The 24,845-nt window shown below is 46.3% G+C and carries 22 protein-coding genes; 14 read left to right on the top strand and 8 right to left on the bottom strand.

Features of this window, described 5'->3' with window-relative positions; translation table 11 throughout:
• Window positions 1–11: 11 nt before the first annotated feature.
• On the top strand, window positions 12–803 hold the full coding sequence (locus tag NWE92_06630) for a prepilin peptidase (protein MCW4029305.1): 792 nt from the start codon (window positions 12–14) through the stop codon (window positions 801–803).
• 7 nt (window positions 804–810) lie between these two features.
• On the opposite strand, the gene NWE92_06635 is transcribed toward NWE92_06630, so the two are convergent.
• Window positions 811–1,056: a hypothetical protein gene (locus NWE92_06635; protein ID MCW4029306.1), complete on the bottom strand. Its 246-nt coding sequence runs from the start codon at window positions 1,054–1,056 to the stop codon at window positions 811–813.
• 93 nt (window positions 1,057–1,149) lie between these two features.
• On the opposite strand from NWE92_06635, the gene NWE92_06640 reads away from it, so the two are divergent.
• The 7 genes from NWE92_06640 to NWE92_06670 all read left to right on the top strand — a co-directional run bounded on the left by NWE92_06640 (window position 1,150) and on the right by NWE92_06670 (window position 8,869).
• A complete protein-coding gene (locus NWE92_06640) occupies window positions 1,150–2,232 on the top strand; it encodes a carbohydrate kinase family protein (protein ID MCW4029307.1) in 1,083 nt (360 codons plus the stop codon).
• Window positions 2,233–2,277: 45 nt separating this feature from the next.
• A complete protein-coding gene (locus NWE92_06645; protein MCW4029308.1) occupies window positions 2,278–2,709 on the top strand; it encodes an ATPase P in 432 nt (143 codons plus the stop codon).
• Window positions 2,710–2,780: 71 nt separating this feature from the next.
• Complete coding sequence (gene glmM, locus NWE92_06650; GenBank protein ID MCW4029309.1) at window positions 2,781–4,139, top strand: phosphoglucosamine mutase; 1,359 nt, start codon at window positions 2,781–2,783, stop codon at window positions 4,137–4,139.
• The gene (locus NWE92_06655) at window positions 4,136–5,416 is read left to right on the top strand and encodes a sugar phosphate nucleotidyltransferase (GenBank protein MCW4029310.1); all 1,281 of its coding nucleotides are present in this window, start codon (window positions 4,136–4,138) and stop codon (window positions 5,414–5,416) included. The genes glmM and NWE92_06655 overlap by 4 nt, the downstream gene beginning before the upstream one ends.
• Before the next feature lie 169 nt (window positions 5,417–5,585).
• On the top strand, window positions 5,586–6,008 hold the full coding sequence (locus NWE92_06660; protein ID MCW4029311.1) for an Lsm family RNA-binding protein: 423 nt from the start codon (window positions 5,586–5,588) through the stop codon (window positions 6,006–6,008).
• Between the two features lie 514 nt (window positions 6,009–6,522).
• Window positions 6,523–7,809: a radical SAM protein gene (locus NWE92_06665; protein ID MCW4029312.1), complete on the top strand. Its 1,287-nt coding sequence runs from the start codon at window positions 6,523–6,525 to the stop codon at window positions 7,807–7,809.
• Window positions 7,799–8,869, top strand: coding sequence for a radical SAM protein (locus NWE92_06670; protein MCW4029313.1), 1,071 nt, complete (start codon window positions 7,799–7,801; stop codon window positions 8,867–8,869). The genes NWE92_06665 and NWE92_06670 overlap by 11 nt, the downstream gene beginning before the upstream one ends.
• Before the next feature lie 31 nt (window positions 8,870–8,900).
• On the opposite strand, the gene NWE92_06675 is transcribed toward NWE92_06670, so the two are convergent.
• From NWE92_06675 to NWE92_06685, 3 genes are all read right to left on the bottom strand, one after another.
• The gene (locus tag NWE92_06675; GenBank protein MCW4029314.1) at window positions 8,901–9,938 is read right to left on the bottom strand and encodes a hypothetical protein; all 1,038 of its coding nucleotides are present in this window, start codon (window positions 9,936–9,938) and stop codon (window positions 8,901–8,903) included.
• Window positions 9,939–10,693: 755 nt separating this feature from the next.
• The gene (locus NWE92_06680) at window positions 10,694–11,446 is read right to left on the bottom strand and encodes a PAC2 family protein (protein MCW4029315.1); all 753 of its coding nucleotides are present in this window, start codon (window positions 11,444–11,446) and stop codon (window positions 10,694–10,696) included.
• Between the two features lie 49 nt (window positions 11,447–11,495).
• Complete coding sequence (locus NWE92_06685; protein ID MCW4029316.1) at window positions 11,496–11,648, bottom strand: hypothetical protein; 153 nt, start codon at window positions 11,646–11,648, stop codon at window positions 11,496–11,498.
• 146 nt (window positions 11,649–11,794) lie between these two features.
• On the opposite strand from NWE92_06685, the gene NWE92_06690 reads away from it, so the two are divergent.
• The 3 genes from NWE92_06690 (at window position 11,795) to NWE92_06700 (ending at window position 15,627) form a co-directional block, all read left to right on the top strand.
• A complete protein-coding gene (locus NWE92_06690) occupies window positions 11,795–13,183 on the top strand; it encodes a right-handed parallel beta-helix repeat-containing protein (protein ID MCW4029317.1) in 1,389 nt (462 codons plus the stop codon).
• 48 nt (window positions 13,184–13,231) lie between these two features.
• Window positions 13,232–14,875, top strand: coding sequence for a tRNA guanosine(15) transglycosylase TgtA (tgtA, locus tag NWE92_06695; protein ID MCW4029318.1), 1,644 nt, complete (start codon window positions 13,232–13,234; stop codon window positions 14,873–14,875).
• 149 nt (window positions 14,876–15,024) lie between these two features.
• Entirely contained in the window at window positions 15,025–15,627 is a 603-nt protein-coding gene (locus NWE92_06700; GenBank protein MCW4029319.1) for a PHP domain-containing protein, read from the top strand.
• A gap of 5 nt (window positions 15,628–15,632) precedes the next feature.
• Here the strand turns inward: NWE92_06700 and NWE92_06705 are convergent, their stop codons facing one another.
• The 3 genes from NWE92_06705 to NWE92_06715 form a co-directional block, all read right to left on the bottom strand.
• Complete coding sequence (locus NWE92_06705) at window positions 15,633–16,283, bottom strand: hypothetical protein (protein MCW4029320.1); 651 nt, start codon at window positions 16,281–16,283, stop codon at window positions 15,633–15,635.
• A gap of 148 nt (window positions 16,284–16,431) precedes the next feature.
• On the bottom strand, window positions 16,432–18,744 hold the full coding sequence (locus tag NWE92_06710; protein ID MCW4029321.1) for a right-handed parallel beta-helix repeat-containing protein: 2,313 nt from the start codon (window positions 18,742–18,744) through the stop codon (window positions 16,432–16,434).
• 37 nt (window positions 18,745–18,781) lie between these two features.
• The gene (locus NWE92_06715) at window positions 18,782–19,618 is read right to left on the bottom strand and encodes a hypothetical protein (protein MCW4029322.1); all 837 of its coding nucleotides are present in this window, start codon (window positions 19,616–19,618) and stop codon (window positions 18,782–18,784) included.
• 417 nt (window positions 19,619–20,035) lie between these two features.
• On the opposite strand from NWE92_06715, the gene NWE92_06720 reads away from it, so the two are divergent.
• The 3 genes from NWE92_06720 to NWE92_06730 are packed head-to-tail and all read left to right on the top strand — an operon-like array spanning window position 20,036 to window position 22,733.
• Window positions 20,036–21,292 carry an MBL fold metallo-hydrolase gene (locus NWE92_06720; protein ID MCW4029323.1) on the top strand — a complete coding sequence of 419 codons (1,257 nt, stop codon included), beginning with the start codon at window positions 20,036–20,038 and terminating at the stop codon, window positions 21,290–21,292.
• Window positions 21,293–21,300: 8 nt separating this feature from the next.
• The gene (locus tag NWE92_06725) at window positions 21,301–21,855 is read left to right on the top strand and encodes an archaemetzincin family Zn-dependent metalloprotease (protein MCW4029324.1); all 555 of its coding nucleotides are present in this window, start codon (window positions 21,301–21,303) and stop codon (window positions 21,853–21,855) included.
• On the top strand, window positions 21,852–22,733 hold the full coding sequence (locus tag NWE92_06730) for a presenilin family intramembrane aspartyl protease (protein ID MCW4029325.1): 882 nt from the start codon (window positions 21,852–21,854) through the stop codon (window positions 22,731–22,733). Before NWE92_06725 ends, NWE92_06730 begins: the two co-directional genes overlap by 4 nt.
• Window positions 22,734–22,855: 122 nt before the next feature.
• Here NWE92_06730 and NWE92_06735 read toward each other — a convergent pair.
• The coding region (locus tag NWE92_06735; GenBank protein MCW4029326.1) for a PQQ-binding-like beta-propeller repeat protein at window positions 22,856–24,845 on the bottom strand (1,990 nt) is incomplete at its 5' end.

The raw sequence follows: 24,845 nt of genomic DNA on the forward strand, positions 1-24,845 counted from the left end.
AAGCAGGGCTAATAGGCGCAAGCTTAGCATTTTCCTTAGCAGTTCTACTCTATGCTTCTTGGAGCGACTATAAGACCCGAGAAGTCAGCAACCGCGTCTGGGTAATCTATGGCCCTATAGGTCTGGGTTTGTCTTTGGCGACGCTGATACTCTTTGAACCCGCCCAACTGCTCTTCTATGTGTTGTGCGTCGGCGTTACCGTGGCTTTGGCGTTTCTGCTCTTTTATGTTGGCGGATTTGGCGGTGCCGACTCCAAAGCTCTCATGTGCCTCGCCGTTGCTTTACCCTTTGCGCCGCTTATCGTCTTCAACCCCATAATACCCAACGGCGCTTCCCCCTTGTCACAGTATATCTTTCCCATAACCATCTTGGGAAACGCTGTGCTATTTGCAGCCGCAAGCGGTATTTACATGGTGTTTCGTAACTTATTCTGGCATAAAAAACACGGCGTCAAACTCTTCCCGGGAACCCTTGCCCACGAATCAATCGGAAAAAAACTCCTTGTCATAGTCACGGGCTACAAAATGGCTATTCCGCGGTTACAGCAAACTTGGCACCTGTTTCCAATGGAAGACCTTGAAGAAGGTGAAGAAACCAAACGCAAACTCGTCGTTATCCCCCACGATGAAGGACGTGCCCAAATTGTCGAGCGCCTCTCCGATGCAGCCGCTTCAAAAAAGATTGAGGGTTACGTGTGGGCTACGCCGGGGTTGCCTATGTTGATTTTCGTAACACTGGGACTGTTAGTCGCTGTGTTTTTTGGAGATTTAGTCTGGCTACTGGTTAGGTTACTTTTGGGCTAAAAGATGGTTAGATTATTTCTTTGCTACGTTTTGAGAAAGATATGGTCGCGGTTATCATGGAGACTGCGCCAAATCCAACGAATATTAACGCTAAATATCTATATGGATAAGTAGCTGCGCTGGTGGCGGCGGCAAAGGCGTCTGCGGCTTGGGCTGCAGCAACGGTTGCGCTCTGATATGAATAGAAGAAAACGCTTATCACAAACATTAGCAGTGACGCAACTAATAGCACAACTTCTGTTTTGAACTTCAACGAACTGTTTCTCCTTTCCCCAAACTCTGCTGTCACAAAATACAATCAAAAGGTTATTTTAGCTTTTTGGAAATACAACCTAGGAGTCCCTTTATGTCTTTGGCGTCATGCAAAAAACATCTACAAAACTTCTTAAACGAACCCCAAAAAAAGTGCCGCGTCGTGGTTATGCCAGACTTCTTTTTAGACCGCCTCATCAACCTCAAATGGGACGCCGCAGAATTCAGCAAACTAATCAGTGACGTAGCAGAACGGAAAGGCGGCAGCTTAGACGGAGTTCCACAAACCGACATTAAAGGCGGAAACGCAATAAACATCGCCTCCGCCCTAGTTAACCTCGGCGTCGAAGTCACCCCTATCATTTGTACCAGCGACTTGGGGCTCCAACAAATAAAGTATCACTTCAGAGAATTATCCCTCAACACCTCCCACATCAAAACCTGCGGGTCCGCGTCGATGACCACCGCTTTGGAGCTAAACAGCCCCAACGGCAAAACCAACATAATGCTACGCGATTTAGGTGCCTTAACCGAGTTTGGACCCGACAACTTCAACGAAAAGGATTATGCCCTTCTCGAAGAAGCCGACTACACCTGTCTGTTTAACTGGGCTGGAACCCTAAAGCATGGTACCGAGTTGGCGAAGGCAGTTTTCTCTCGTGCACGTTTGAATGGGAAATCTAAAACCTATTATGGCACAGCCGACCCCACCCCTAACGCCAAAGACATCCCCCAACTCATCGAGGAAGTCCTCAAAACCAACAAAGTCGACGTGCTTAGCGTCAACGAAAACGAGGCAGTCACCTACGCTAGCTTCCTTGACAAAAGCATTGCTGAGAAGAAAACTCATATGGCTTTCGCGGATTTAGCGTTGGAGGCTGCGCGGGTTTTGGCTAAGCATTTCTGCGCTCGCGTTGATTTGCATACCACAGCGTTTTCTGCAACAGTGAGACCTAAGCGTGACGTGATTGTGCCTTCTTTTAGGGTGAAAACCTTGCGGGCAACGGGGGCTGGCGACGCCTGGGATGCAGGCAACATCTTTGGCGATTATCATGGTCTTCCAGATGAATGTCGTCTGATGTTGGCAAACGCGCTTTCAGCCTGTTACCTTTCTAACTCTGAGGGGATGCATCCCACCAAACAAAAACTCCAATATTTCCTCAACTCTCTGGAGTGACCCGCCCTGCTTGAATATGTTATCCCTGCCTATGGCATTTTACGTGTGGAGCATGTGGTGCTCGATTATAATGGAACGCTTTCGTTTGATGGGGAACTGATTGGTGGCGTCAAAGAAGCCCTCACCAAACTATCCCAATCCGTTACTGTGCATGTATTGACAGGAGACACTTTTGGAACCGCAAAAGCCCAACTCGCAGATGTCCCCTGCTCAATCCGCATCATTGGCAGCCCCGGAATCGACGAACAAAAAGCCGCCTACATAAACCAGCTGGGCGCTGAAGGTGTGGTAGCGTATGGAAACGGCTTAAATGACCGTCGAATGCTCAAAGCCGCGCGCCTCGGCATTGTGGTGATGGGGCGGGAAGGCTGTGCGGTGGAAACCTTGCTTGCCGCAGACATCTGCATCTCCGACATTGTCGATGGATTGGATTTGTTGCTTAATCCTAAACGGTTGGAAGCTACCCTCAAACTTTAGGCGCTGACCAAACCGTTTTAAACCAACCGCTCCCTTCTATCTTTAGCTGACGTTACTAATCGGTGATTGAAATGGCAAAATTGTTTGGAAGCTCCGGTGTCCGCGGTCTCGCAAACGTAGACTTAACGCCCCTTTTGGCATGTAAGGTTGCCCAAGCCGTGGCTACGTATGCTCACGCCAAAAAAGTTGTGGTGGCACGAGACACCCGCGTGACGGGACACATGCTTGAGGACGCCCTAGTCGCAGGACTAATGGGCTGCGGCGCAGATGTCTTGTTAGCTGGCAGAGTACCCACCCCCGTGTTAGCCTACGCCTCAAAAATGTTAGGTGCCGACGCAGGTTTCATGATGACTGCGTCACATAACCCGCCCCAATATAACGGCATAAAAGTCTTCCAAGCAGACTTATCCTACGTCGACGCCGACCAAGAAACCGTAGAAACCCTCATCGCAAAAGAGCAATATGATTTGGTTGACTGGCGCAAATTGGGCAAAGCTACTCCTATTGATGTTTCTGGCTTGTATTTGGGGATGGTGAAGAAGGCTGTTTGTCTCAAAAAATCTTGGCATGTCGTAGTGGATGCAGGATGCGGCGCTGCTTTTCAAATTGGTCCAGAAATGCTAAAATCATTAGGCTGCAAGGTCACCGCGCTTAACTGTCAACCTGACGGGCATTTTCCAGCCCGAAAAAGCGAACCCACCGCTGAATCCCTGCAAGCCCTCGCAGGAACCGTACGTGCCCTGGGTGCAGACATTGGGATAGGTTTTGACGGCGATGCTGACCGTGTAGCTTTCGTGGATGAAAAGGGGGCTTTTGTGAATTTTGACCGTTCCCTCGCAGCCTTTGGCGCTTACATGTTGAAGAACAGCGGTGGAGGGTCTATTGTGACGACAATTGAGGCGTCGATGTGCGTTGAAACCATGGCTCAGAAGTACGGCGGAAAAGTCCAGCGCACAAGGGTAGGCGACATCTACGTTTCCGAAGCCCTAAAACGCGTCGGTGGAGTCTTCGGCGGCGAACCTTGCGGCGCATGGGTGCATCCCCAGTGGCATCTGTGTCCTGATGGTCCTCTTTCGGCGGCGCTGTTTTTGGCGGCGTTAGAGGCAGATGACAAAACCGTTTCTGAATTCATATCCGAAGTACCCGAATATATCACTAAACGGGTAAATTTCGCCTGCAAAAACAACCAGAAGTACCAGTTGATCGAGCAACTTGGCGGTGTCTTGAAAGCTGTTTTCCCAGACTACACCGATTATTCCACGGTTGACGGCGCGCGTTTAGCTCTTCGCAACGGTTGGTTGCTGGTTCGCGCTTCTGGCACTGAGCCTCTGATACGTTTAACGGTGGAGGGCGATTCTGAGGCGGCGGCAAAAGATATAACCCAAAAAGCCTCAGCACTAATAAACAAACAACTCGAGGAATCACCATGAAGGCAGTACTCTTAGCGGCAGGCGCAGGCGAACGCCTAATGCCCCTCACAGCCAAACGCCCCAAACATCTGCTCAAAGTCGGCGGCAAACCCATACTGCAATTCTGCTTAGAAGCCGCCAAACACGCAGGCATAACCGAAGCCATAATCGTAACCCATTACCTCGGCGAAGCCATCCGAGGCTACTTCGGCGACGGCAGCCAACTCGGCTTGAAGTTGACCTATGTGGAGCAGAAGGCGATTTTGGGCACTGGCAACGCTGCAGAAACCGCCGAACCCTACGTCGATGGAGACTTTGTGCTCATTTACGGTGATTTGTTATTCGGCGAAGACGCAGTCAAGGCTGTTCTATCAAAGTTCAAGTCGGGCGAAACCGCCGCGGTCATGGCTGTGGTTCCCGTGGATCACCCCGAAAACTACGGCATAATAGAACAGACCGCCGACGGCAAAGTCAACCGCATCATCGAAAAACCCGCTGCCGGTTCAGCCCCAAGCAACCTCGCCAACGCAGGTATCTACGCCTTTAGCCGAAATGTATTTGAGAAAACCAAGCAACTCAAAGCATCCGTCCGCGGCGAATGGGAACTCACCGATGCCATCACAATGCTTGCAGCCGAAGGAAAAGCCGTCCTAGCCGCGCAATTATCTAAGGAGGATTGGTTTGATGTTGGTCGTCCTTGGGATCTGCTTGACGCGAACGTTTGGGCGCTTAACCGCATGGAACACAAAGTCTTAGGCAAAGTAGAGGAAGGCGCACACATAATCGGCCCCGTCCATGTAGCCGCTTCTGCTCGGGTTCGTTCTGGCGTTTACCTTGAAGGTCCCGTTTACATTGACGAAGAGGCCGACGTAGGCCCTAACTGTTACATCCGTAGCGGCACCAGCTTGGGCAAGAAAACCCGCGTCGGTAACGCTTGCGAAATCAAAAACAGTATCATTATGGACGGTACCCATGTCGGTCACCTCAGCTACGTTGGTGACAGCATCTTTGGCGAGAAATGTAACCTTGGCGCAGGCACAATCACCGCTAATCTGCGTTTTGATGATGGACGCATAAAGATGAAGATTAAAGACAAAGTCGTTGACACGGGACGGCGTAAACTCGGCGCTATCCTTGGTGACGGCGTCAAAACGGGCATCAACTCCACTTTTATGCCTGGAGTCAAAGTCGGCGCAGACACTTGGGTAGGGGCTAACCTCATGGTAGAACGCGACTTACCCGCAGATTCGGTGGCGCTGCTTAAACAGAATATTGAAGTTAAGCCCAAGAAGAGCTAACTGCTCTTTTTCTCGATTTCACGACTGCCACAACTGAGGTGGCTACGTTGAATGGTTTGACGCTTTAGGTGGGGATGGCGGGTTAGAACTGGGTTTTTTGGTTTATCGTTATATTAAAGATAAATACCTGAAATGCAATTTCTGTAGCATTAGTAAGGAGAAATAAAAGTTGTCTGTAGCGCAAAGAAAATACTTCACTGAAGTGGCAGCGTTAGCAGATAAGAACGTCGCTGTCGTCACCACTAACAACAAAATCTTTAACGGCACACTCGTAGGAATAAACCCTGATAATTTAAGCCTCGCCTTAGCTGATGTCAAAGATGAATCTGGAAAAATGCTCAATCGCCTAATCCTCAACGGAGCCGTCGTCGCCCAAATCGCTAGTGCAGAAAAACCCTTTGACCTCAAATCCCTTTCCCAGAGACTCGAAAAAGTTTTCCCCACAATGGTGAAACTCTACGAGGATAAGGGTTTCATCTGGGTCATGGATAAAGTGAAACTAACAGAGAAAGGCGTCGTGGAGGGCTCAGGTCCCGCCGCCGAACGTGTGCAAAAAGTCTATGAGCAATTCATGAGTGAAGCCAAAGCTTAGCTTAGCTAAACCAGCGCAGCTGCTGCTCCTCTTTCTTCTTTTCTTCTCTAAAATCTTCTAAAAGGCAAGAGCGAAGCTAGATGCTCCCGAAAACGTTTGCACTCAACTAACGCCATCCTGAGACATAACACAATCGCAAAAACAAGCCGTAACTAAAGATTAAGGCTTGAGAGCCTAAACACGATAATATCACGAATGAGATAAGAACGATGTTATGTTTGAATAACATAGGACTTAGTCATCGAAGAGTTCTTGCAGTCGCCCTATGGATCAATTAAGATATTCTTAAGTTAGCAACCAGTGTGTTTATTACAATTTTTCTTACAATAACTTTGAGGTTTTATCAGTTCTTAGTAAAGCTAATAAGCGCTTTAAAATAATTATTTCGAATGATGATAATATGCCTCAAAAAGAAACCGTAAGAGAGCTTTGTAGCCTAATAGAAGAGTTAGGATTACAAAAAGAGAAAATAGAAATAGAAAAGAAGGGCGCAATAAATTCGTATGGTGAATAGTTGAATAGTAGCTTGCGCTTGCCTACCTCTTCTCAGGGTATAACTAAAGAGGCGGAGCACCACTATGAGCCGTCCTCACTTTTTATTAGAACTTATGGCAAAGAGAAAAATGTTTATTTAACAAATTCTCGCACCGGTGAATGTTTCATTGTCGATAAAAATACCCACGGAGCTATTAAAGAAAAAGGACTCGATATATTTGCTCGTCATTATTCGGGGCATAGGATTAAGGGTTTATTGTTTCACATAACTGGAAAATGCAATCTTAAATGCATTCATTGTTATGCAAGCAATTATCGAGGACGCAATTTTAGTTTCGAACAAGTTAACGCTATTCTGAAAAAAGCACAACAACTTAACATTGAAAGGGTTTCCATCACAGGAGGAGAACCTTTTGTGAGAAAAGATTTGCTATCAATAATCAACCGAATTTGCGATTATAACTTTCACCTTTATCCAATCTTTAGTAATGGAACTCTTCTTGATAAGAACCCAAAAGTAATTGACTATATTTGTGAGCATTTTGATACTGCATTCTATATAAGCCTACATGGACTTGAGAAAGAGCATGATTTATTTGTAGGTGTTGAAGGAGCATTTAAAAGGACAATAATTGGAATAAACCTTCTCAAAGATTGCGGTATTAAAATTGTTATAAATACCAATTTAACAAACGTTAATTGCAACGTAATTATAAATTTTTACAGGTTTCTAAAAGAGCTGGGCATATCCAAATGGCGCATAAGTCGTCCATTTAATATGGGCGCTTGGGAAAATCAAGAGAAAAAATTTGGAGTGAGTCTTGAAGAAGAGTTTGATTGTTTAACTAAATTACTGAGACTTTATCGAGAAGATGGTGAACCCTTTGATTTGGACTTAGGTTACATTTACAAAAACGAAAAGGGGCATAAACTAAAGGATAGTTACTCTTTAGATGACTTTGTATGCGCATACTACAGGCAATTCCTTGTTATTTATCAAAATGGAAATGTAACATTTTGCCCTAAACTTAACAGCGGAAGTATTGTAGCAGGTAATATAATCAAAGAAGAGTTAAAAGACATAGTTGAGCGTAAGCTGCTTTGGCAACAAAAAGATTTACGGATAAAAGATATGAATGGGACTTGTTTGAGCTGTAAGCACCTGAATAAATGCGGTGCAGGATGCAGGGCTAATGCATATCAATCGACCGGTGACATCAACGGTGTTGACTTGGAAGCATGTGATAAATTCAAATTAATTGCTTCTGACGGATATCTGAGGGAATTGTCGAGGGATGGATATTAGGATAAACGCCACAATTTATCCAAAATTAAAAGAAGTCGTGCTTTATACAAGCGATTATTATAGAGTGAAAATTCATTCTTCGGATTTAGATCAAATCAAACGTCTACTTACATTGAGAGGTATTAATTACCGTGAATACGAAGGGTCTCCCCTAGAAGAGGTTGTAATTGAGTTAACCCATGATTGTAACCTTAGATGTTTACATTGCTCTGTTGATGGTGGAACGAAAAAAGAAAAGATTCCGAAAGAAAAGATCATCGAAATACTTAATCAGTTACACGCTCTCGGAGTTTTTCGAGTCTCATTCACGGGCGGCGAAATTTTTACATACGAAGATATATTCGACATCTTGGAATATACAAATAAATTAGGACTATTTTTCTCAATAAAGACAAATGGAACACTATTCGATAGAGAGATAGTTAAACGCTTAAGGGAGTTTTCTCCAAGCAGTATCGAAATAAGCTTAGATGGACACACATCCGAACTGCATGAAATGATAAGAGGTAGGGATACTTTCAATAAAACAGTCAATACCATCAGGATGTTAGAGTCAAATGAAATGCCGGTATGCATTTACACTGTAATGCACAAAGCACTTCTCCCTGAAATACCAAGCATGTTAGCATTTCTTCAAGATATAGGAATAAAAACCTGGCATTTGAATGAACTGTATCCCCTTGGACGTGCCAATAATATCCAGACTTTTTATCCTACTATAACTGAATTGTTTAAGACTGTTAGAAACCTTGTTAATATTAACGAAAAAATAAAACTTGAAGGATGTTTAGTAGATATATTTTCTCAGAAAGACTCGGCTGGAAAACCACCATGCGAGAACTACAAAGGATATTTGCGGCTAATTCCGTATAAGCAAATAATTTTAGCTCAAGTTTATCCTATGATTGAAAAACCTAAATTCGTTTTACCGGAAAAAGTTAATGAATTTTGGATCGATGAAAGAATTAAAGAATTAAAATCGAAAGTGTTCCCGAATGAATTATGCTCATCATGTACTATAGAAAAATATTGTTCTTTTTCTGAAAAGTTACTCAGATGACTTATAAGTAGCAGAAAATTTGAGGTTTAATTTATGAAAAAAGTTTTCCGACAAGATTGGCATGCGTGGGGCAATATCTGCAACTATCGCAGTTTTTAGGCAAACAAAAGTCCTCTTTATCAAAAAAATTATTAATAAACGGCTTCAAGTTTTTATTGTCAATTTGAAAACGACGTCTACTATCATGAGAACTAAAGCAAACTAAAAGTTCAAGTAGATTTCCGGAATAATTTTCTTTATTATAAATATCGACCATTTTGAGTAAATCACTATCTTCCTTTTCTCTTCCCGAGATTTTGAACCATTCGATCCCATATCCAATATATCGCGAAATATCTTCAGGTCTTATCCAAGGCATTTTTAAAAGTTCTTCAACATTGCATAGTCTTATAGCTCGACATATAGAATCGTAAAAATCCCTTTTTTCTAAGTTCGCTTTAGCATGCGATGTAAAAGAATAGTGAAAATCCCTATAAGGGCAATCAATAAGGCACAAAGAGTTTACGATTGTGCCAAAGCTACAATTAAACTTTTTACTATATGAAGTCAATTGTCTCAGGGCTCCGACTCTTCGGTTGAGGTATTCAGGTAGCATAATCCTGTCGACATTCCTAAAAGCTGCAAAAGCCCTTATCCTCAAAAGTGAATCAACATTTGAGATAACCGAGACACTGATTTTTATTTTTGGAAGTGATGTATTTAATATATCTATTATTGACGGTAGCACAACAGTGAATCTTCTAATGCCTATAGAGTACATATCTGAGGCAAAATTCACTATCTTGTTCTTTCCTTCAGTAGTGAACTCGTCGTTTGAGTTACATTTGAAATTAAAAACATAATTAAATTCAATACCGCTTTTTTGACAAGCCTTAATATATTCCCTGAACTGTTTCTCGCTTATGTCAGGTAAAGATACCATGTCCCTTCCTGAACCAAAAACAGATGTTTTAATTGAACCGTAGACCTCCCTCACAGGAATCGGCCAATCTTTATTTTTTTGGTCTAGCCTGTCGATTGTTGATACTTTAAAATCTGCTGGGATGGAAAAACTAGCCGAGTTGAACACCAGCTAACCTGCGTTTCATAGGCCTCTATTTTACTTGGCGATAATGCTTTAAAAACTTTGGAATGAGATAAGCCTAAATAAATCGAAAAAATGTCCATGCGCAAACCTTGCTTTCAATAAAATTATTTCTGTAGGCGATCCTTCACTCTAACGCCTTTTTGCTAGTATACTATCGGCGTTTTAGTCCATTAACGAACTCTAAATCTGCTTTAGCGAGCTCAATTTTCTTTAGAGCGTTTTTCCAGAACGTTTCACGTTAGGCGTTTCCATATTCAGTTTATGTGCAATTCGATAGTCACTCAACCCATCAGAGTGTAATTGAAGAATCTGTCGCTCTCGCTTGGTCAACGCCATAATCTATGTCTCCTTTTCGAAAGTGTGGGATAGATTAACGCCTTCGTCTAGCAAGTCCTTCTCTGATGCTTTGTAGGCATCTACGCCAAAGCTTGTCATAGCCCAGCACCAACCACCATCGCTGAATCCGATTCCTTGGCCAGTTGCCTATTCATCCGAACAATCCGTGATTCTTCTTGAAAGATTTGTCGATTTGGCATTACCTTTCAACATGGTTTCACATCCACATGGCGGCTTCTTCAACATAGAAACATGTTGAGCATGTAGAGGAAAACACTATTCCCACACCCTAACAGGCGCTGAATCAGGTTGTAACCCAAAAAAGCAGTCGCATTCAGCTGTATTCTTGTGGTATTCTGTAAGCCGCCACACCCACATAAAGAGCGAAAAAAGAAAAAGGTTTAGATGAACCAGCGGAGTTGTTGTTCTTCTTTTTTCTTTTCTTCGGTGATGCTTCGGATTATGCCAAAGGATTCTAGCATCTTCTTGATTTCTTCGCCGCTCTCTTCTATCTTGGTTAGGTCGATGTTCATGTTGAGGTATTTGCCCAAGGTTATGAGTGCGTAGCGTGCCGCGTTCACGTCAGGATTCATGCCCGGAGTATCAACAAGCAGCGAAAAGCCTTTCATGTCTCTTATCCGCGCTAACCCCACCGATAAGCCTGCAATGCCGAAAACGTGACCCACCATGACTTTGGTGCCTAAATCCAGTACCTGCTGCATGGTTTCTAAATCCGTGGCGGTGCTGTAAACGCCGGGAACCGCTTGGGATTCGTCTTTTTTGAAGCCGCCGATTGACACGACGAATTTGCAGCCTAATTCTGAGGCTATGTCGAGGACTTTGCCCACTAACTCGTATTGCCCCACGGTGGTTAGGGCTTGGGTGTTGCCGTACCAGATGATGAGGTCGCGTTGTCCCTCTTCTCTTTTGATGTAGTAAAGTTCGTTAATTGGTGAGAGGGAGCCGCCGTTTTCGGTGGTGACTGCGAAGTCTTGGAAGGAGGAGGAAAAGATTTGGGCGAAGCGTTTAGCTTGGTATTGTTTGATGAGGTGGAGTGCGGCGATGTTGGCGACGAAGCCGATGCCGGGTAAGCCTTCGATTAAGACTGGGTCTTTTAAGGTTGGTTTTTCAGATATGTCGATTGCGCAGACCATGTAGGGTGCCTTCTGGGGGTATTAGGGCTGCAAGGTGATATAAGTTTGCCTAATCTTGATTTGTATGTTCGGTTTCAAAGCCGATTTGTCGGTTTAGGGTTTGTAGTTTGCGGGCTTCTTCGCGTGACCGTAAAATGATTAGTGTGGACATGCCTGCGAAGAAGGCGAGGCTAAAGATCAATACGGCAATAGCAATCCACATTGTGTACGTTCCCAGCTTGTTGGTTAGTATTGTTGGACTTAGCATTTAAGTGTTATAACGCACTACTCAATATTATAGATAAGTTTTGGATGCAGGGCACAATTTTGGAATAACCTTAAATTTTCCTACCACCCACACCTAATCAGGTGGGTAACATACAGAAAAGCGCCTGTACACTCCTTCTAATCATAATCGTAGGCGCCTTCGCATACCTAAACGTAAGCGACGCCACACAGCCCGTCTCCGGCGGCACAATAGCCTACAACGCCAACTGGCCCAAAGACGTAGGCCCCTACATCCTGCAAGGCGACGTAACCGTAGCCGCAGGCTACACACTAACAATCAAAGAAGGCGCCACCGTAGATTTGAATGGTTACCACCTCCAAATAGATGGAACCCTAAAAGCGCAGGGTACCGCAAACAGCAAAATATTTTTCACCAGCAGCACCCAAGGCGCCCAAATCACGATTTCCTCCTACGCTGGTTCAAGCGCCGAAAGCATCATAAAAAACGCAATCCTAACCATGGTGCCTATAGCCATCAACGGCGCCTCCCCAACCATAAGCGACAACTACTTCACCCAATCCAGTGACATTCAACCCTTAACAATCAGCGGCGGTTCCCCCATCATCTCGGGAAACGTCATCAACCTCTCCAACAAAGACGGCATACACGTCAACTATGGCAGCCCAACCATCCTCTCAAACGTGATAGCGGGGCAGCAGCAATACTACGGCATCTACTCCGTTGGCAACTCTGTAATTTCTGGCAATAACATCACCAACTGCTACACGGGTATCTGGGCAACTGGCGGCGGTACTGCAACCATCCAAAACAACAATATCCTCAACAATGAGCATGACGGTATCCGAACCGAGAACCCCAACAACCTAATTACCAATAACGCTTTGACCAACAATCTGTGCGGCATAGGCGGAACCGGAATCCTCAGAAATAACACCATAACCGACAACAGTTACGGGTTGTGGGCACCCCTAGCAAGCACAGTGATAATATACAACAACATTTTCGACAACACCGAGAATGTGCATCTAACAGAAACCGAAGTTAACGTTAATGCCGCTAATAACTGGTGGGGAACAACCGATGCCCAAGCCATAAACGCCACCATATCCGACTACAAAGTCCACTCTAACCTCGGCAACCTAACCTTCACCCCCTATCTATCGGCTTTTAACCCTGTTGCGCCCTCGGCGGTTTATTCGGTGCCTGTGCCAACCGCTCCTCCGACCCCAAACTCCTCGCCAGCTGAGACTTCCACGCCTTATGCTGAGCCAACCCCGACTTATCACTCAGTGGAACCCACACCCTCTAACATGCCTACCGACGCTCCAACCCAAACCCCGATGTCGGCGGTACAATCGCCCGACAGCATCTTTGGCGAAATATCTCCCAGTGACTTAATCAACGTCACCGTTATCCTCTCCGCTATAACAGCCGCCATAGTAATCCTTGTTTTAATCAACAAGCGCCTTGCAAAAGCCCCCAACAACCCCTCATCTTTTGCTTCTTAGGCTAACGTTTTTTATAAGCGAGTAACGCATCATGTGTGGGCTTCAGATTTGAGCTTTGAAATTAAAGAAAAAGACCTGCTTGGCAGAATCGGCAAACTAAAAACCAAAACCGCTACAGTGGAAACTCCTCTGCTTTTCCCCGTCATCAACCCACGCGTCCAACCCATCCCGCCCCGACGCCTCAAAGAATTCTTCGGCTGCCAAGCCCTCATCACCAACTCCTACATCATGTGGAAACGTTATCACGACCAAGCCCTTGACCTCGGACTCCATAAGTTCCTCGACTACGACGGCGCTATAATGACTGATTCAGGCGCTTACCAGATTCTCGTCTATGGGGATGTGGAAGTTAGTCAAAAAGAGATTGTTGCATATCAAGAAGGTATAGGTAGTGACATCGCCACAATTCTTGACATCCCAACAGGTTGGCGCGTTACCAAAGAACAAGCCCAAGTTACCGTGGCTGAAACGCTTCGGCGCGCCAAAGCCTTCTTTGACCTAAAAACCCGCGACGACACCCTCTGGGTAGGTCCCGTGCAGGGTGGACGTCACCTTGACCTCGTCGCTTCCTCCGCGGTAGAGATGGGTAAGTTGCCTTTCCAAATTCACGCGTTAGGCAGCCCAACCGAAGTCATGGAGAACTACCGCTACGACGTTTTAGCCGACATGATAGCCACCGCCAAAAAAGGCATCCCCATCGAGCGCCCACTACACCTTTTCGGCGCAGGGCACCCCTCAATGTTTGCTTTAGCGGTGTCTTTAGGCTGTGACCTCTTTGACTCCGCCGCCTACGCGCTCTATGCCCGCGAGGGACGATACATGACTGAAAACGGCACGTGGCGACTTGAAGAAATGGACTATTTCCCCTGTAGCTGCCCCAAATGTGCCAGCGAAACCCCGCAGGGTCTAAGACAAAAGCCGCCTAAGGAACGTGAGGTTTTCCTTGCCGAACACAACCTTCACGTTTGCCTAGCCGAGTTGCGTCGCATTAAACAAGCTATCCGTGACGGGCGACTCTGGGAGCACACTGAGATGCGTCTGCATGCCCACCCCGCATTGCTCTCAGCCCTCAAAAGAGTCCGTGACCACGCTGATTTCCTCGAAGCGTACAGCCCAACCGCCAAGACCAGTGGATTTTTCTATTTTGACGCGGCGGGTTTGGCAAGACCCGAAATCACCCACTACCGAAACCGCCTCGCCACACGATACACGCCGCCCGCGGGGATTAAGGTGCTGTTACTTGTGCCGCAAACCCGCAACAAACCCTTCCATAAAGCTCCAGAATTCAAGAAAATACGCCAACTCCTCCGAACCTTGGGCGAAGACCTCGCCGTACAGGTGCATGTCTGCGTGTATGCAGCGCCCTTTGGCGTGGTGCCGCTTGAACTTGACGAGGTTTATCCCCTCTCACAGCATGAAACAGCGTTGCCCCTAGACCAAGAAACCGTTCAATACGTCGCTGACCAAACTGTCCAATACATCAAAAACAACTCCTACGCCGCGGTTGTGCTTCTAAATGACCCCAAACTTTGGAGCGCCACTGTTAAAGCCACTGTTGGGGCTGCTTGTGAGGCGGGCGGTTTAGGGTTTGATTCTGTTGATGCGAATTCTGAGAAGCCAAAGGAGTTGCTGGCTGATTTGGAGGGCTTTTTGCGTAGGCATTTAGCTCTAAAAAATCAGTCGCCTGCATAAAACAATAAAATCCGCATCAGCCCTCCATTTTATTCATTAACGGCAGACCTGAAAATCTATCAAACAAACATCGCTTTGCGGCAACAAACTTTTTTTACTCCTCAACATCCATTAAGCCCTAACGTTCGAGGCGAAAAATCATTTCACTCATAGGCGCAGATTTCCACCTCCACACAATCTACTCGGCGGACTCCGTTATCCAACCCAAAACTTTAGTTGACCTCCTAAACGCCCACAGCTACATCAAAGTCGCCGCCGTAACCGACCACGACTCCGTGCGTGGCTGCAAAGCTGCCATGAAACTCGCCTCCGACTACCCCGGCATACTCATCATCCCCGGTGTCGAAATCAGCACCACCCAAGGCGACGTAGTCGTTTTAGGCACTACTGAGTTGCCTCCCAAACCTTGGACTCCTGAAGTAGTCGTGGACTACGCTAAATCCATCGACGCCGTCTCCATAGTAGCCCATCCCTATCGCCAATATGGAATGGGTGAACAACTCAAAAACTACCGTTTCAACGCCATCGAAGTCCTCAACGGCGGCTCAACGCAGAAGGCAAATAATCAAGCCAAAGAAACCGCCAAAGCCTTGGGGCTGCCCGGGACAGCAGGTACTGATGCGCATCAAATCTCAGAACTTTTCAGCGTTTACAACGAGGTGGATGCCGCCCTAAATGTGGATTCGATTTTGTGGGCTATTCGTCAGGGGCGAGTGTCAGCGCGGGTAGCACGAGGCTCAATGCATTTCTAAAAACATTAAGCTTTTTTGTTTCTTTTGAATGCGACTGTGGTTATCGCGATAACGATTAGGGTTGCTGCTACGCCCAAAATTGTTAGTAGAACTTTTTGCTGCTCTGTCATCTCTTTAGGTTCAGTTAAGGGGTTGTTGGTTATGGATGATGTAGGTTTGGTGGAGTTAGGATTATTGGTTCCAGTTTGATTTGATTCTAAACCCAAATTCACTGTGAACTTCGTGCTGGCGCCACCATACCAATTCGTGCTAGACCCCGGGGAGGGTATCTGGCTTGCTGTTCCTCTTACATATAACGTATGGGTGCCGTTGGCAATATTGGACAGATTGACTGAGTAATTTTTTGTCAACTCTGAGCCAGATGCAAGGGGGATACTGATCCAACCAACAAAAACCATCAGGTGCTCATCATATTTTGGGTCAAGCACATATTCCACTTTGCTGATCTTTATTTCCATATTCGCATATTGCTCGCTTTCGGTGATGGTGAAGTTGAGTTGGATTTCTTTTGAGTCGAAGATCTCGTTTTGGTACGGTGATTGAATCTGTACTATCGGTTCCAACGGCGGGGTAGAATCGGCGCACACATAGTTAGCAAAGGATAACAAAAGCACACAAGTAATTGCCATTACTAATACGACATTTCTTTTAGGCATCGATTAACCACCCCTAATGATTTTTTTATGCTTATAGCGTTTACGAGGGAGTTTGCCGTTCTGGTTTTTCTTCTACTTACAGCATAACACAACCGTAACGATCAATAGACCTATTGACTTGGTTTCGACATGGTGCCTCGATGCGTTTTTAACCCTGCTTTTTGGCTGCTTTATCTCTTAAAATTACCTTGAACACAACAATCACTATTGTTATTATGATTAGGGCAGCGGCGACGCCTGCGGTTATTTGAAGCCAATTTGGTTGCCATATCGCTTCATTGGGTTGAGCGGTGGGCTGGGGGCTGTCTGAATCAGAAAAGTTGATGGTTACTTTGTGGGTGCTGAAGTGGATGGTGTACCAGACGTAGTAGTTGTTTTCGTCTTGGGTGTAACCTTGGTTAGGGCATGGTTCGTTGTCGATGTAGACTGTGGGGGTTTCTCCGTAGGGCACGTTGTCTTTTGGGATGGTGATGTTGCTAAATCCAATGGTTCCGCTTTGTCCAGTTACTGTAAAGGATAACGCTGTTGAGGATGCTGAAGAATTCGTTGCTATAGTGACGTTGGATACTTGTGAATTGGTTATGTTTCCGTTTAGGGCAAGCTCAATTGATGAACCGTTGCTGCTTGTCGGGGTAGGCGTTGGCGTGGGCTTAGGCGTAGGCTGGGGAGAATTCTGGTTTGATGCTGAAGCGCCCTGATTTGACCCTGAAGAACTTCCCGCGTTCACTACAAAATTGACGCCTGCAGCGCCAGATACAATTATTTCGAGTCCTTGAAAGTATGTTTCAGTCGCTACTGCTCTGACATACATGGTATGATTTCCGTCGGCAACGTTAGTCAAAGTTAAGCTGTATGTTTTGGTTAATTCTGTTCCCGAAATAATGGGAACCTCAATATAACCTGTGTATACCATCAGCACTGGATGAATAACAGGGTCAAGCACGTATTCAACTTTGGTGATTTTTGTGTCTATGCTTGCGTATTGTTCATCTTCTGTTATGTTAAAGTTAAGCTCAATGTTTCTTGTGCTGTATGTTTGGTTTTTGATGGGTGATTGAATCTTAACTATCGGGCTATTGGGACGAATAGACGGTGACCAATCATAGTTGTAAACTTTTTCTGCTGGTTTGGTTTGGTTAACAATTGCATAAACACTAAAGACTACCCCGTCAGTTTGCCTAAGGGTTCCATCTGCCTCTACGGCATAGGTTGTTAATGTATGTGTCCCGTTAGATAGCCAAGGGATTGTGGTGTTTTTGTAAAAAACGTCCAGTTTTCCGTCAAGTTTGTAGGTTGTGCCTGAACTGGCTGCGTTTGTGGTTAATGTTAAGGTTACGTTGTTGGTGTTGTAGGTGATGTTTTGGGGGGCGATAATATTGGTTTGGGGGTCTATTGGGGGAATGATCGTGTATGGTGATAGAAGCGGATGATAGTCATAGTCAAAGCCGTATGTGTGGCGGCTCGGTTTAGTATCAAGAGTATAAGAACTGTTTATTCGATAAGGGGTATCTCCAGCGCCTATGTAGTTGCTCCAGTAATTGCCTTCTACCCCATCGTCCCAGTTGTTTAAACAATCTTGATTATCGATGCTAGTAACATAGACATTATTGTGAATGAATGTATTGCATTTACAGTAGTGACAAACGAAGTCAATTTTATTCTGCGAAAAGGTGTTCTCGACAAAAACATTTCCCTCAGACTTGAATTGCAAGGACAGACCCAAGTTAACACTTTGGCTTATTTCATTTCTTCTGAACAGATTATTTGAACATGAGTGCATGTAGATTGAAGAGAACCCGCTGGATTGGCGGCAGGTATTATTGTCGAAATAGTTGTCATAAGAAGAACTCAGCCATATATTGTCTACATTGTCGCGGATGACGTTGTTTAGAAAAACATTGTTGTTAGAGGAAGTTAAACCAATGCCAAGGAATGCTTTGGTTATCAAATTGTTGCTTACAGTATTCTCATCCGCGTTTTGTAGAGTTATTCCGTCTGCATCTTGATAGAAGATATTGTCTATGATGTTTCCTATTATGTTAGAGCCAATTGAATGATTGAGAAAGACACAGTCGCTTGCAGCATTTATGATTTTGAATCCTGTGATGTTTACATGGTTTGCGGTTACCAAAACAGTAGTGTCAGCAGGCAATCCGTCGATGACGGTGTTTGCTTTGTTTTCGCCGACAAGAGCAACGGTTTTGTTAACTATTACCGCTTCACGGTAGGTGCCTTGGTGAACAAAAATTGTGTCACCCAAATCAGCCGCGTTTATAGCACCTTGAATAGTGCTGTAATCATCGGGGACAACCAATGTTTCAGTTGTTTCGGCTTTAACGGTTTGTAGGCTTAGCATAGTCGAAGCCAAGAGCACCCCGATAATTATCAAAGTAAATGCTTCTTTTGTAAAAGCTCTTTTTGCTGATTGTGTAAGTGTAACTATAATTTTACTCGTGGTCACACCGGACTGTAATTGTGTTTTGAGTTTATAGCGTTTACTAAGGTGCATAGTTAGCCGTCTGTTTCTTGTTCCCTTTGTATAGGAGCACAACCACAACGATGAGCAGAACCGCCACAAAACAAAGCATAACAAAAATGGCGCTTTGTATCCAGTCTAAACCAAATTGGATTATACTTTGAGGTTCCGATTGGCTGGGGCTTTGGCTTTCAGGAGGCGCGCTTGGAGTTGGCGAATCGGTGTTTGGAGTTGTTGTAGGCTGGTTTTCGGCTATGGTTATTGTATGGGTGGGGCTCCAATCGCCTATTTGGCCGTTAACCTTGTAGATTGGCGCAAGTTCCCCCCACGTGGTTTTGGGAGTTTCTATATCTGCTGAGCCAACTATGGCTTGTATCTGAAAATCCATCTGACCTCCATCAGGAAGAAAAACATAATTTAGGGGTCTCCAGTCTGAACCTCCAGCTGAGTATTTCACAACTGAAATCTCCGTGTAGGCGGTATTTGACGCTGGAAACACTAACGTGTCGTAGATGATTGTGCGCCCATCCACAACCTGTGAGTTACCGCTCCAGTGCTCTTCATAGTGACCTTTGTATCTTACATGGTAGTAGAGTGAGTCGCCGTTGGATGTATAGGGCTGGTTTTTGATTGTGAATAGAACGGTTTGGTTAACTATTTTACGACCTGCGGCGACGATAATGCTATTTCCTGTGTATGGGTCAGTTCCATAAGTCGGAGGCTCAGTGTGCGTGTCGTCTACATATTTTAGGGTAAATTCTGGCACAGTAGGCTTTGACTGGGCAAAAACTGATTCCGCCAACAGCAGATTTGAAGCTGCAAAGAGCGCAATAAGTAACATAGCCCACACTTTACTCATATCGTCACCGCAGCATGGAAGGCGAGGCGATAAAAAGGGTTTATCGTCAACATTTCTTGACTAATCCTGTTAAGGATTCTTGACTAACCCGCCTCTTTGCGCCGTATCCCTCTATTTGGCGTCTATTTGGATGCTAATATCCAAGCTATGCAGAAATCGATATAGGGGGAGGGGTAGGCGGGTATATTTGGATCCTATTAGAGGTTCTATGCAGAAACCTAAGAGGGGTAGGTCCGTATTGGTGATTATTGGGTCATTAGTATGTAAAAAATCAGTGTTTATCGAGACGCACCAATCAAACTAAAAGGCTGTCTCCTGTTTGCAAATCAACCCGGCAGCCGCATGGTTTTCCTCAAAGTTTTTAAAACACCAAAGGTTCCTTCTTTACTGTTAAGCCTAAAATTAGGATGGTTTTGTTTGCAGGTTGGATTTTTAGGCGGAGCGAGAGAAGTCGGCCGCATCGGCATATCGGTGAAGTCAGCTAAAAGCCAAGTCGTCATAGACTACGGCGTAATGCTTGACCATGAACCCGGATTTCCCATGCATGTCCCCCCAAAAGACGTAGACGCCGTCATCCTCACGCATAGCCACCTCGACCACTCGGGAGCCATACCCATCTTCTACATTAATGACCGCATCCCCCTCTACACTAACAAACTCAACCTTGAACTCACCCAAGTCCTAATCCAAGACTTCATCCACCTCTCCGCATACTACCTCCCCTTCGAGTATCTCGAACTAAAAAGCATGGCACGCGCCAACAAACACCTCGAATACGGCGAAACCGAACCCGTCGGCGACATGAACATCCGCCTCTACAACGCAGGCCACACCCCCGGCAGCGCCCAAGTGCTGGTCGAAGCCGACGGCAAACGCATCCTCTACACTGGCGACTTTAACACTGAGGACAGTAAACTCCTCGCAGGCGCCTCGATGGATTACGGCGACTTAGACGCTGTCGTAATCGAGAGCACATATGCTAACGAGGACCACACGCCTCGCCCAGAGTTAGAGCGGAGCTTTGCGGAGGCTTGCACTGAAGTCGTTGAGAAAGGCGGAACTGTGCTTGTGCCCTCGTTTGGCGTGGGGCGAGCGCAGGAAATCGCCTGTGTTTTGGCTGCCAATCACTTCGAGTTTCCAATAGTGCTTGATGGGATGGCGCGGGAAGCCAGTCGCATAATCATGAATTACAAGGAGTTTCTGCGTGACCCTAAACTCTTCATGAACGCCATGCACTCAGCTGATTGGGTGGAGGGTTGGCGTGACCGACGCAGAGCCTGCAAAGAAGCCGGCGTCATCATATCCCCCGCAGGCATGCTCAAAGGCGGACCCGCCTCGTTTTACATATCAAAATTAGGCAAGAAATCATCCAACGCCGTCTTCTTAGTTAGCTACCAAATCCCCGGCACCCCCGGCAAGGAACTACTCGAGAAGGGCGTTTGCACCATCGACGGAAAAGTCCGAAAAATCAAAGCCCAATACCGCCACTTCGACTTCAGTAGCCACTGCGGCGCCAGCAAACTAAAAGAAGCCCTCATCAAACTCGGCGGCAAACCCAAAGTCTTCGTAGTGCACGGCGCTGAGGGTAACTGTGAATTGTTTGCGAATTGGGCAAAAAACGAGTTGGGGTTGGATGCGGTTGCGCCACGGACAGGGGAGACCTATCAGATTTAGGCGTCACTATGAAAGTCGCTGTTTTGCCAGTTGGTACGGTTTCGGTTGATGTTTTGGAAGGTGTTGCAAGGGGGCTTATGCGGATTTTGCCCGACACCACCGCAGAGGTCAGCGCGCCTCAACCTCTACCCACTTTTACTTTTGACCCCAAACGTAGCCAACATAACTCTACTCAACTTTTAGACCTCCTACACAGTTTCTCTATGGCTGAGTATGAGCGGGTTTTAGGCTTTGTTAACGTAGACCTCTACGCTGTGGGCCTTAACTATGTGTTTGGCGAGGCTTACTCGCCGGGTAAGGAGGGTGTGGTTTCGCTTTGGCGGCTTAACCCCGAATTTTACGGTGTTGACCCTGATTTTGCTTTGTGGGTTTCGCGGACGCTCAAGGAGGCGGTACATGAATTGGGGCACACGTTGGGTTTGAAGCATTGCAGTCGAGCTGAGTGTGTTATGCATTTTTCTAACAGCATCTTTGATTCGGATAAAAAGCAAAGCTTCTTTTGTGACCATTGCCATTTGCAAGCGGCAGTGGCTATAGCCAACATTGGACAGGTGAAACCATGACTCAGCCGCCTCAAGTTGAAGAAAAAAGTCAGCCCCAGCAAACTACGCTGGAGGACAAATTCAAATTCGAACTCGTCTACCTTGTTCCTATACTGGCAAGCATGCTTTTTGGTTTAGTCTGCGCTTACGTGTTGGCGCCTCAAGGGTCTTCCTCTATACCTGTTACCCCGATTCCTGAAGAAACACCTGGCGCCCCCATCGGCAACGCTCTCTACTTCGTGGTACTCATCGCAATTAGCGCCACCCTATTTTACTTCCTTATCAAACGCCGCAGCAAACGCATAATCAAAGGCTTAATCGTGCTCGCCATGACCACCGCCTCAGCGCTGCTCTCCCTTGTCTACCTCTCCTCGCTGCTCGTTTACGTCCCAGTCTTAGACAACTGGTATGCCCTAATCGCCTTAACCGTCCTAATCACGGTGCTCTTTGACCTCGCCATCTTCCGTTTCCCCAAAGCCCGCAACGTCGCCGTCGTCGGTTTAGGCGGCGCATTAGGCATTTTCTTTGGGTTTGCCATCCCATTGTGGAGTGCAGTGGTGATTTTGGCGGTTCTAGCAATCTATGACGTAATCGCCGTCTACAAAGGTCCAGTGGGCAAAATTGCAGCGTCAGGTCTTGACCAACTGCAGGGTTTGAGCTTCTCGTTTAAAGAAATCCAGATGGGGCTAGGCGACTTGGTGTTCTACTCGATGTTGATGGGCGCCATGTTCTTTGCATACTTCCCCAACATCATCCCTACAATCGCAGGCATAATCGGCATCATGGCAGGAAGCATAATAACTCTGCTTATGCTTGAGAAAAAAGGCATCTTCCCCGGCTTACCCTTCCCCATAATGCTAGGGCTCGCCTTAGGATTGCTCACAGGTATCTTTCTATAAGCTGCCACTTATTTGAGAAGTAAAGATCATGCCCGAATAGCTTTTTCTTGATAATAAACTAACAAATATTTGTTGCTAAAAATTATCTGATAAACAAAAAAAGAAAAAAGGGAAAATCCCTTTTAAGGGTGTTTTCTAAGGAGGAGGAATCCTAAGACTCCGCCGACTACTACGATTAGGATGGCTAGGATGGCGATTGCTGGGACAAAGTACATGTCTGCGACTGATTCTGGTGGGCTTGTTGGTGCTGATGTTGCGGTTGGTGCGTCTTCTACGGTTAGGTATGTTGTTGATTGGGATGGTCCGTATGCTTTGGAGCCTGCGAAGTTTGCGATGATTTGGTAGTCGCCTGGGACTTCTGGTTGGAATGAGCATCCCCAGTTGCCGTTTATGTCGCTTGTGGTTTCGCCGATGGATACGTAGTTGCCGTTGGGGTCGATTGCGTTTAGGGTTACGGTTACGCCTTGTGCGTCTGCGGGTTTGACTTGTTCCATGAATAGGTATTCCATCCATGCTTGCATGTCTGCGTCTGAGATGGCTGGTGTGCCTTTGAGTGGGGTGTCCATGACGTCGTTGGTGTCGCGTTCGCCTGCGGGGGATTGGTCGGTGACTGTGCCTGTAACCATGACTTTGTGTCCTAGGGTTGATACGGTTGGTGTGTCGACGGTGACTGCGCTTGGGCCTCTGCCGAATGCGTAGAGTTGCATGTCGAAGTAGTTGAGTCCGACTAGGATGCCGTCTGCCATGATTATGTTGGACGATGTAGGGGACATGCCGCCGAAGAATCCTAGGATCTTCCAGACTTCTTCACCTGTAGCTGCATCAAGGCAGCGTAGGTTAGGTCCTCGCATTAGGGGTTGTGTGGGTGAGTGTTCGCCTGTGACTGTGTATAGTTTTCCGTCTCCGATTACGACGACGCCGATTGGGTAGGTTCCGCCGTATGCGGATTCTGTGCCGATGCTGTCAGCTGAGTAGATCCAGTTAACATTGCCTGTTTTTATGTCGTAGCATGTGATGACTCCGCCGTAGCCGTAGCTTAGGAGTGTGCCGTTGTAGTAGTTTGAGTACATGCCGTAGTATGAGAATTGTACTTCAGGGTCACTTGTCCAAACTAATTTTCCTGTGTCCATGCTGTAGCCGTATCGTGACAGGGTCTTGGTTTTATGGAAGATTATTATGCCTTCTTCTGGGTAGACGCCGGTGCGAGTTGCTGCTTCGGTGCCTCCTTCAGTTGATGGGGGTGTGAATTCGACGCGTGAAATCTGTCGACCTTCTTCTCCTGGTTTAAGGCTGAGTGTAAGGATGAAACCAGGGACTGTGCTTGTACCGTTGTTGAATCCTTGGGCAACGAGGACGACGTATTCGCCTTCTTTGACTACTTGTATGCTGGCTGTTTGGTTAGCGATGTTGTTAGCTGTACCTGTGATGCTTGGGATTGATGCGTTTAGTGAGAAGAAGTTAGCTCCGTTATGTACGTAGTTGTATGCAAGAGTGCCTAAGTATGCTGGTGAACCGCCGAAGGTTCCGCCTGCTGGTCTCCATTGCCACAAGCCTGTTCCAAGTTGGCTAGAGGGCATGGTTCCTGCTGAGGTGTTCCAGACTTGTAGGAAGTATTGTGGGCTTGCGGTGCTGCCGAGGTTTACGACGTTGTATCTTAGGATGCTTCCGTCTTGGCCATAAACTGCAGTTCCAGTAGCGCCTGTTGTTACACCTGCGGATGGGGCGCCTGTTCGTTTTTCGGTTTGGGTTACGTTGGCGATGTAGCAGACTGTTTGTTCTGTGTAGCCGTCAAGCATTTCCCAAACAGTGCCAAAGTTATTGCTAGTCGAGATTGGAGTTGAGAGGGCCGAAGTGCCAATGGTGGTAATCTTTCCACTGGTTCTGTTAACGACGTAAGAGTTTCCTAGTTGGACGACAGAACCGTTGACAAATTGTGTTGCGTTAGATAACGTTACGACTTCTGGTAGGTTTACGCCTGAGGTTCTCCAGAGGTAAGTGAATGCGCCGTGTTGGTTGGGTGATTCATAGTTGTAGACTTGGCCAAATGATGGTCTGACTTCGGTGTAGTTTCTGGATATTTCGTCTCCTGTGTAGAGGTCAACGATTTCCCAG

Source organism: Candidatus Bathyarchaeota archaeon (assembly GCA_026014745.1).
GTDB lineage: Archaea > Thermoproteota > Bathyarchaeia > Bathyarchaeales > Bathycorpusculaceae > Bathycorpusculum.

Excerpts from the sequence above, each read along its gene's own strand:
- NWE92_06725 (MCW4029324.1), top strand. The coding sequence starts at position 21,301 with ATGAAAGTCGCTGTTTTGCCAGTTGGTACGGTTTCGGTTGATGTTTTG.
- NWE92_06680 (MCW4029315.1), bottom strand. The coding sequence starts at position 11,446 with ATGGTCTGCGCAATCGACATATCTGAAAAACCAACCTTAAAAGACCCA.
- NWE92_06685 (MCW4029316.1), bottom strand. The coding sequence starts at position 11,648 with ATGTGGATTGCTATTGCCGTATTGATCTTTAGCCTCGCCTTCTTCGCA.
- NWE92_06715 (MCW4029322.1), bottom strand. The coding sequence starts at position 19,618 with ATGAGTAAAGTGTGGGCTATGTTACTTATTGCGCTCTTTGCAGCTTCA.
- glmM (MCW4029309.1), top strand. The coding sequence starts at position 2,781 with ATGGCAAAATTGTTTGGAAGCTCCGGTGTCCGCGGTCTCGCAAACGTA.
- NWE92_06670 (MCW4029313.1), top strand. The coding sequence starts at position 7,799 with ATGGATATTAGGATAAACGCCACAATTTATCCAAAATTAAAAGAAGTC.
- NWE92_06655 (MCW4029310.1), top strand. The coding sequence starts at position 4,136 with ATGAAGGCAGTACTCTTAGCGGCAGGCGCAGGCGAACGCCTAATGCCC.
- NWE92_06730 (MCW4029325.1), top strand. The coding sequence starts at position 21,852 with ATGACTCAGCCGCCTCAAGTTGAAGAAAAAAGTCAGCCCCAGCAAACT.
- NWE92_06640 (MCW4029307.1), top strand. The coding sequence starts at position 1,150 with ATGTCTTTGGCGTCATGCAAAAAACATCTACAAAACTTCTTAAACGAA.
- NWE92_06705 (MCW4029320.1), bottom strand. The coding sequence starts at position 16,283 with ATGCCTAAAAGAAATGTCGTATTAGTAATGGCAATTACTTGTGTGCTT.